The 1,101-nt window shown below is 44.7% G+C and carries 2 protein-coding genes; both read right to left on the bottom strand.

Annotation, left to right across the window (positions count from 1 at the left end; genetic code table 11):
* On the bottom strand, nt 1–650 hold a 650-nt coding region (locus ACFQ8Y_RS22765; protein WP_430586812.1), incomplete at its 3' end, for a hypothetical protein.
* A partial coding sequence (locus ACFQ8Y_RS22760; RefSeq protein ID WP_430586811.1) for a Gp15 family bacteriophage protein occupies nt 647–1,101 on the bottom strand: 455 nt, incomplete at its 5' end. The genes ACFQ8Y_RS22760 and ACFQ8Y_RS22765, both read right to left, overlap by 4 nt.

Below are 1,101 nucleotides of genomic sequence, written 5' to 3'. Positions count from 1 at the left end.
TTGCCGTATAGCATAACGCAAGCCGCAGCGCTCGCAATAGCCACGGAAGCAAAACGCATTTGCCCTTGAGTGATCATTCTTGTCATGTCGTTTAACTGTTTCATGTTCGCCGTTGGGCCAAGCATTTTTAACGCTAAAACGGATGCGTTACCTTCACGCGCCATCCTCTCAAGGCTGCCTGTTACCCGTAACAGCCCGTTATTGACGGTGTAAAGTGGGTTTCCCATTCTCTTGAAATTATCTGAGATTTTTTCACTCTGGCCGCTCATGGCTAACATTTGACCTACGCCCTGGATAAAGCCGGCTTTCATGATCTCGTTGTTTTTCATGATGTTTTCTGTGGCCTTTTTATGCTCTTGACCAAGCCGCCGGACTTCTCCAATAAATTGTTCATTTGTGCCGGTGTAGTTCTTCATACTTTGCGCTAGTTTGAAAAACTTGAATTCTGTTTCAATAAGCTCCCTTTTGAATGGTATAAGGGCCTGCGCTGAGGCTCTATATGCCGCCTTCATTTCGGCGCTCATTAAGCGCAATCGTTCATTGTAACGGTTAGTATTCAAGCCATCTAAAGACCGCTGTAAGGTTCGTACGCTGCGCTGGGTTGGTGCTGTATCGAAAATGGCATCTATTACAACCCGTCCATCACTCATTTTTTACCACCCCTTCCGCGCAGGTTTTGGAAGAAGGCTGACGCCTTGGCGTCCAACTCTTTAATGGCTGCTTCTTCATCAACTGGCTTTTTATTTAGGGCGTAAATCCGCTTTAATTCCTGAATTCGTTTGCGTTCTTCTCCCTCTTTTGGCAGCTTCATTGTTCTAATCTCAATGACTTTTGAGAATTTAGCGTCCTCGCTCAAACCTTTTAGAAGGGCTTGGAATTTGCGCCAGTGTAATTTCCCTTGCTGTTCGAATAGATCGAGGTTGTAATCAAACAAAAAAGACGCGTATATATACTCCGCGTCTTGTTCAAAGTCAAAAACCTCATCTTTTTTGCTTGTGCTTTGTTCGCCTTCTGAGGTGTTTTGTTCATCTTCGTTTGTGCTTTGTGGTTGCTGCTGAATACTGTCTTGCGCTGTTTCTCCTGGTTCATGAATAAAGCTGT

Origin of the sequence: Isoptericola sp. NPDC056605 (assembly GCF_042792795.1) — a bacterium.
Lineage (GTDB): Bacteria > Actinomycetota > Actinomycetes > Actinomycetales > Cellulomonadaceae > Isoptericola.
The sequence above is the reverse complement of the archived record's forward strand: the minus strand, read 5'-3'. Positions and strand labels throughout refer to the sequence as shown.